8 protein-coding genes are annotated in these 6,746 nt (G+C 73.9%); 3 read left to right on the top strand and 5 right to left on the bottom strand.

Going from position 1 to position 6,746, the window contains the following annotated elements:
* Positions 1-622 (top strand): nitronate monooxygenase (locus tag A6Q79_RS13465; protein WP_317698610.1); only part of this gene is annotated, 622 nt, incomplete at its 5' end.
* A 73-nt stretch (positions 623-695) separates the two neighbouring features.
* Here the strand turns inward: A6Q79_RS13465 and A6Q79_RS13460 are convergent.
* Positions 696-983: a hypothetical protein gene (locus tag A6Q79_RS13460; RefSeq protein WP_067856131.1), complete on the bottom strand. Its 288-nt coding sequence runs from the start codon at positions 981-983 to the stop codon at positions 696-698.
* 162 nt (positions 984-1,145) lie between these two features.
* On the opposite strand from A6Q79_RS13460, the gene A6Q79_RS13455 reads away from it, so the two are divergent.
* Complete coding sequence (locus A6Q79_RS13455; protein ID WP_067856134.1) at positions 1,146-2,384, top strand: Fic family protein; 1,239 nt, start codon at positions 1,146-1,148, stop codon at positions 2,382-2,384.
* Positions 2,385-2,649: 265 nt separating this feature from the next.
* On the opposite strand, the gene arfB is transcribed toward A6Q79_RS13455, so the two are convergent.
* Positions 2,650-3,069, bottom strand: coding sequence for an alternative ribosome rescue aminoacyl-tRNA hydrolase ArfB (arfB, locus tag A6Q79_RS13450; RefSeq protein WP_067856139.1), 420 nt, complete (start codon positions 3,067-3,069; stop codon positions 2,650-2,652).
* Positions 3,070-3,089: 20 nt separating this feature from the next.
* Entirely contained in the window at positions 3,090-4,034 is a 945-nt protein-coding gene (locus tag A6Q79_RS13445; RefSeq protein ID WP_083516309.1) for an inositol monophosphatase family protein, read from the bottom strand.
* Between the two features lie 103 nt (positions 4,035-4,137).
* Here A6Q79_RS13445 and A6Q79_RS13440 point away from each other — a divergent pair, with 103 nt between their 5' ends.
* Entirely contained in the window at positions 4,138-4,440 is a 303-nt protein-coding gene (locus A6Q79_RS13440; RefSeq protein ID WP_286690873.1) for a hypothetical protein, read from the top strand.
* A 17-nt stretch (positions 4,441-4,457) separates the two neighbouring features.
* Here the strand turns inward: A6Q79_RS13440 and rsgA are convergent, their stop codons facing one another.
* Both rsgA and aroA read right to left on the bottom strand, forming a co-directional pair.
* A complete protein-coding gene (rsgA, locus tag A6Q79_RS13435) occupies positions 4,458-5,480 on the bottom strand; it encodes a ribosome small subunit-dependent GTPase A (protein WP_289016623.1) in 1,023 nt (340 codons plus the stop codon).
* A partial coding sequence (aroA, locus tag A6Q79_RS13430) for a 3-phosphoshikimate 1-carboxyvinyltransferase (RefSeq protein WP_317698609.1) occupies positions 5,477-6,746 on the bottom strand: 1,270 nt, incomplete at its 5' end. The genes aroA and rsgA, both read right to left, overlap by 4 nt.

Here is a 6,746-nt window from a genome sequence, read left to right as displayed (position 1 = left end):
CGTCATCACCGACCGCTTCGCGCGCAAGGCGATCGAAAAGGGTGCGGACGGCCTTATCCCGGTCGCCGCAGGTGCGGGCGGCCACGCGGGCATGCTCAGCCCCTTCGCGCTGATGCAGGAAATCCGGGCCTGGTTCGACGGACTGGTCGCTCTGTCCGGCTCGATCGGACATGGCCGCTCGATCCTGGCGGCGCAGGCGCTGGGGGCGAACTTCGCCTATATCGGATCGCCCTGGATCGCGACCGACGAGGCGAATGCAGATCCGGGCTACAAGCAAGGCATCGTGGATGGGGACGCGGCGGGCATCGTCTACACCAACCTCTTCACCGGCGTGCACGGCAATTACCTGCGCGGCAGCATCGTCGCCGCCGGTCTCGACCCCGACGCGCTGCCGGAGTCCGACCCCACGGCCATGGACTTCGGCACGGGTGACGATGACGACCAGCCGAAGGCGAAGGCCTGGCGTGACATCTGGGGCTCCGGACAGGGGGTCGGCGCGATCGACCAGCGTCGGTCGGTCGCCGAGCTCGTCACGCAGCTGCGTGCCGAGTACGACGAGGCCCTCGCCGCGCCGATCTGGGACGGTCGCCGCGAGCTCAGCCTGGCTCCTGCTCCCGCCTGACCCGCGTCGGGACCACGCGACAGCGCCGCCACGGCCTCCGGGCCATGGCGGCGCTGTCGTGCTCGCGTGGGTGTCAGCCCGCGACGCGGTCCTGCTGCGCGAGGGCGCCGCGCTGACGCTCGGGCTGGGCGTGGTCGAGCCGGCGCGAGCGAGGGTCGATGAGTCGGACGATGCCGCTGCCGCGGAATGCGTCGCCCACGTTGTCGGCCTCGATGGCCACCACGTCGCCGTGACCCGTGCTCGTGCCCAGGGCGCGCAGCCCCGGACGACCGAGGGCGCCGATGGCCTCGACGACGGCGCGGACCGTGGCGGCGTCGCGCACGGCGTGGAACGTGACGGTGGGGGTGGGGAAGGTCGACATGTCCGGCTCCTGTCGCGCAGGGGTGGGTGGGGGTAACTCCCAATCTAAAGCACAAGTTGTTCACCGGCACGTCGGGCTGAACAACTTCGCCATGAACTGGTTCACTCCGCCGCACGCCGACCCTCGGACGGACGCGGGTGGGGAGACCGGGAGAATGAGCCCGTGGACGACGCGGAGCGGGACTGGGCGCCGCACGCCCGCGTCGAGGTGCCGTGGCGACAGCAGGTCGAGCGTGGTCCGCGCGCCGACCGGCTGCTGCGCAGCATCGAGGTCCGGGTGCCTCCGCGCATCGCGGAGGCGGAGCACGTCGCCGACCGTCCGCTGGCCACGTCGATGGCGAACGCCCTGGCCGGGCTGCGTCAGCTCGACGGCAGCCACGGGCGGCGTCTGCGCTCGTTGAACCAGCTGCTGCTGCGCACCGAGTCCGTCGCCTCGTCGAAGATCGAGGACGTCGAGGCCAGCCTCGTCGACTACGGTCGCGCCGTCCTGGGCGCGCGCTCCAGCGCGTCGGCGGTCTCGATGGCAGCCGCCACCGACGCCCTGGCCGACGTCGTGACCCAGGCCGACGTCTCCGGCGTCATCGGGCTGACGTCCTTGCGCGACGCGCACGCGGTGCTGTTTCGGCGCAGCGTCGACCAGCAGCACCACGCCGGTCGCTTCCGGACCGTGCAGAACTGGATCGGGGGATCGGACTACACGCCGCGCAACGCGCTGTACGTGCCGCCACCGCCCGACCTCGTGCCCGGGCTGCTGGAGGACCTCGTCGCCTTCGCCAACCGCGACGACGTGCCGGTGCTGGTCCAGGCCGCCGTCGTGCACGCCCAGTTCGAGTCGATCCACCCGTTCGTCGACGGCAACGGTCGGATCGGGCGGACGCTCGTCCACGCGGTGCTGCGTCGCCGGCGCGTGACCCGGCACCTCACGGTCCCGCTCGCGTCGGCGCTCGTCGCCCACCGTGAGAGCTACTTCGACGCGCTCGGCGACTACCGCGAGGGCCTGGCGCGCCCGATCGTCGCCATGCTCACCGCCGCCGTCATCGTCGCGACCCACGAGAGCCGGCGCACGGCCACGCACCTCCACGAGATCCGCACCGACTGGGACGCCCGGCTGGGTCCCGTCCGCCGGGGCTCGCCGGTGCACCGCGTGCTGATCGCGCTGCCGGAGCACCCCACGGTGACGGTCCTCGGTCTCGCGGACTCGCTGGGCCTCGAGCGCGACGAGGTGGGGGCGGCCGTCGACGCCCTGCACGCCGTGCAGATCCTGGAGCCGGCGCCGCGCGGACTCGGCGACCGTCGCCGTGGGCGGTGGGAGGACCGGGTGTGGGCGGCCCGCGACATCCTCGACGAGCTGGCCGACCTCGACCAGCGCATCGTCGCCGTCAGCAGGCTGCGCGACGGCTGACGCGGTCCGCGGTCGCGCGGGGGAGCAGGCGGGGCCAGGATGGACGGATGGCCGACCCGACGGAGGGAGCCTCTCGCCCGACGTCCCCGCACCGCCGCTGGCCGAGCAGCCCGAGGGCACGAGCGAGGTCGACGGCGCCGACCCCCACCGCGGCGAGACCGAGCCGGGGCAGGCCGACGACGAGACGCAGACGGCGCCGGGCGCGGGTGGCGACGAGCAGGGCGACCACGACCGGCCCGACTGAACCCCACGACTGACCCGCGGCTCAGCCGGCGTCGCCCGGCCCGGGCCGTCGTCGTGTCCGCTTGACGTCGCCCCGGCGCTTCTTCGCGTCCACGCGACGACGCTGCGAGGCGCGGGTCGGGCGGGTGGCGCGCCGGGGGCGCGGGGGCACCACCGCGGCGGCCACGAGCTGCTCGAGACGCACGCGGACGGCCTCCCGGTTGCGGTGCTGCGAGCGGTACTGCGAGGAGGCGAGGGTGAGGGTCCCGTCGACGAGACGGGTTCGCAGCCGCTCCTCGGCGAGCACGCGCTGCGCGTCCGAGAGCGCTCGCGAGCGGCGCAGGTCCCACGTCACCTCGACGCGGGTGTCGCTGGTGTTCACGTGCTGACCGCCAGGACCCGACGACCGGCTGAACCTCCAGGTCAGCTCCTCGTCGGGGATGCGGAGACGGTCGTCAGCCACGACCGTCGCGCTCCGCAGGCTCAGGTCGCATCGGAGCCACCGCGGGAGCGGGAGAAGTCGATCCGGCTCACCGTGCCGCCCGACGACGGGCGGTCCGTGCCGCGACCGTCGCTCGCGCCTGCCACGTCGTCCTCGTCGGCGCCGTCGTCGTCGCTCGAGTCGTCGGGGAAGTGCCCGAGGTAGGCCATCGCCGCGTCGTGCAGCCGCCCGTTCGTGGCGACGGCGTTCGCGCCCCACGGTCCGTCGGTGCCGTCGAGGGCGGTGAACCGACCGCCTGCCTCCCGGACGATGACGTCGAGGGCAGCCATGTCCCACAGCTTCAGCTCGGGCTCCGCGGCGATGTCGACGGCTCCCTCGGCCACCAGCATGTAGGACCAGAAGTCGCCGTACGCGCGGGTGCGCCAGCAGCGTCGCGCGAGCGCCCAGAAGGCGTCGGCCTTGTCGATCTGCTCCCAGGACGGTGCCGAGCTGAACGACAGCGAGGCGGCCGAGAGGTCGCAGACCTGCGAGCAACGGATCTGCCGGGCGTGCATGAACGACTTGCCGGTGTAGGCGCCCGCGCCCTTGGAGGCCCACCACCGCCGGCCCAGCGCCGGGGCGGAGACGAGGCCGGCGACGATCTCACCGTCCTCCTCCAGCGCCACGAGCGTGGCCCACACCGGGACGCCGCGGACGAAGTTCGACGTGCCGTCGATCGGGTCGATGATCCAGCGGCGCTCGTGGGAGCCCGTGGAGCCGAGCTCCTCGCCCTGCTCCTCGCCGAGGACGACGTCGCGCGTGCGGGCCGACTTGAGGACGCGGCGGATGGCCGCCTCCACCGCCTGGTCGGACTCGGTCACGTAGCTCATGTCGGGCTTGGTGGACACCTCGAGGTCGATCGCGCCGAACCGGTCCATCGACAGGTTGTCGGCGGTGTCGGCCAGCACGTGCGCGAGCCGCACGTCGTCGTTCCAGGAGTGCGTCATGTTCGCAGGGTAACGGCGACGCCCGACGCGCCCGACGTGGCCAGGGGTGACCGGTGCCGCGTGGCACTACCGTGGCGGCGGTGGAGCAGGTGAGGGGGAGCAGGTGAGCAGGAGCAGCCGAGGTCGGCGGCTGGTGGCGGGTCTCGCGCTGCTCGCGTGGCCGGTCGGGCCCTGGCTCGGCGCCCTCGCGTTCGTCAGCAGCCTGACCCTCATGGGCGAGCCGCCCGACGCGGACGACCGTCGACGGGCGGACCTGTTCCTGCTGGGCTGTGCGGTCGTCTCGGTCGGCCTGCCCGCGCTGGCGCTCGTGCTCGCACGCGACGTGCGGGTGCTGCGCGTGCTGGGTGTCGTGCTGCTCGCCGTGACGGCGCTGCTCGTGCCGGTGCTCGTCGTCCTGGTCGGGTGACCCGGACCGGCGCCGGCTCACCAGCTGGTGGTGTCCTTCGCCGCCACGATGCGTCGGAACGACTCCACCCGGGCTGCCGGCACGGTGCCTGCGGCCACGGCGAGGTCCAGCGCGCACTCCGGCTCGGTCGCGGCGTGGGTGCACCCCCGCGGGCAGTCGCGGCTCGCGTCGTCGAGGTCGGGGAACGCCCGCAGCACGTCGGCGACCTCGACGTGCGCGAGCCCGAACGAGCGGAAGCCCGGCGTGTCGATGATCCATCCACCGCGCCCACCGGTCGTGGCGTCGTCGAGCTCGATCGCGAGCGCCGACGTCGACGTGTGCCGACCGCGGCCGGTCACCTCGTTCACGTGGCTCACCGCGCGGCCCGTCCCGGGGACCAGGGCGTTGACCAGCGTCGACTTGCCGACGCCGCTGTGCCCGATGAACACGCTGACGCGGCCGGCGATCGCCTCGCGCAGCTCGTCGAGGTTCTCGAGCCCGTCCGCGCCCCGTCGGGTGACGACGGCGCGCACGTCGAGGGGACGGAGCAGGTCGAGGATGGGGTCGGCGGGGCCGAGGTCTGACTTCGTGAGGCACACGAGCGGCTCCATGCCGGCCTCGAACGCGGCGACGAGGCAGCGGTCGATGAGCCCGGGCCGCGGGGGCGGGTCGGCCAGGGCCGTCACGACGACGAGCTGGTCGGCGTTGGCGACGACGACGCGCTCGATCGGGTCGTCGTCGTCGGCCGTGCGACGCAGCACGGTGCGGCGGGGGAGCACCTCCACGATCCGGGCCAGCGTTCCGGTGTCGCCGCTGACGTCGCCCACGACCCGCACCTCGTCGCCGACCACGACGCCCTGACGGCCGAGCGGCCGGGACTTCATGGCGGTGACGAGCGGCTCCTCCGGCGTCGTGTCGAGCAGGCGCAGCGTGTAGCGGCCGCGGTCGATCGTGACGACCCGTGCCACGGGGGCGTCGTCGTAGGACGGGCGGTCCTTGGTGCGCGGACGCGTGCGACGACGCGGTCGGTCGAACCCGGCGTGCTCGTCGTCCTGCCTCACGCGACCAGCCGCTCCCACACCGGCGCGAAGTTCGGGTACGTCTTCACCGTGGTCGAGACGTTCTCGACGAACAGCTCCGGCACGCGCAGCGCGAGGACCACGGCCGCGTGCGCCATGCGGTGGTCGTCGTAGGTCTCGAAGATCGCTCCGTGCAGGGGGCGCGGTCGGATCTCGAGGCCGTCCTCGGTCTCGGTGACGTCGCCGCCCAGCCGGTTCAGCTCGGTCGCGAGGGCTGCCAGACGGTCGGTCTCGTGGCCCCGCAGGTGCGCGACGCCCCGCAGCCGTGACGGGCCGTCGGCGAGCGCCGCGAGGGCCGCCACCACAGGCGTCAGCTCGCCGACGTCGTGCAGGTCGAGGTCGACGCCCTGGATGCTGGAGCCACCGTGGAAGACGAGGTCGGCCCCGTCGCGCTCGACGCTGCCGCCGAACGCCTCGACGAGCGCGCGCCACGCGTCGCCGGCCTGCTGCGTCCGCTCGGGCCAGCCACGGACTCGCATGCGTCCGCCGGTGGCGACAGCGGCGGCGACGAAGACGCCCGCGTTGGAGAGGTCCGGCTCGATCTCGACGTCGAGGGCACGGATCGGCCCGGGCGCGACGACCCACCGGTCGGGGGTGGAGTCGTCGACCTCGACGCCGCGGCGGCGCAGCTCGTGCACGGTCATCTCGACGTGCGGGAGCGACGGGAGGGTCGCGCCGACGTGGCGCAGGTCGAGGCCGTTCGCGAAGGCGGGTGCTGCGAGCAGGAGCGCCGACACGAACTGGCTGGAGGCCGACGCGTCGACCTCGAGCGGGCCGCCCTCGACCACGCCGGTGCCGCGCACGACGAAGGGAAGGGCACCTCGGCCCTCGTCGTCGACCTCGACGCCGAGGGCGCGGAGGGTGGCGATCGTCTGGCCCATGGGCCGCCGACGGGCGTGCGGGTCGCCGTCGAAGGTCGCGGGCGCGGACCGCAGCGCGGCGAGGGGCGGGACGAAGCGCATGACGGTGCCGGCCAGCCCGCAGTCGACGCTGACGGGCGCGGTGCTGGTGCGGTCGAGCGGGGTGACCCGCCAGGTCATGCCGTCCTTCTCGACCTGCGCGCCGAGCGACGTCAGGGCGGCCGCCATGAGCTGCGTGTCGCGGGAGCCCAGCGGCCGGGTCAGCGTCGACGGACCGTCGGCGAGCGCCGCCAGCACGAGGGCCCGGTTGGTCAGCGACTTCGAGCCGGGCACGAGGACCTGCGCGTCGACGGGCGTGTCTCGGGTGGGGGCGAGCCAGGGCAGCGGG

The sequence above is a fragment of the Aeromicrobium sp. REDSEA-S32_B7 genome, from assembly GCF_001626145.1.
GTDB lineage: Bacteria > Actinomycetota > Actinomycetes > Propionibacteriales > Nocardioidaceae > Aeromicrobium > Aeromicrobium erythreum.
The sequence above is the reverse complement of the archived record's forward strand: the minus strand, read 5'-3'. Positions and strand labels throughout refer to the sequence as shown.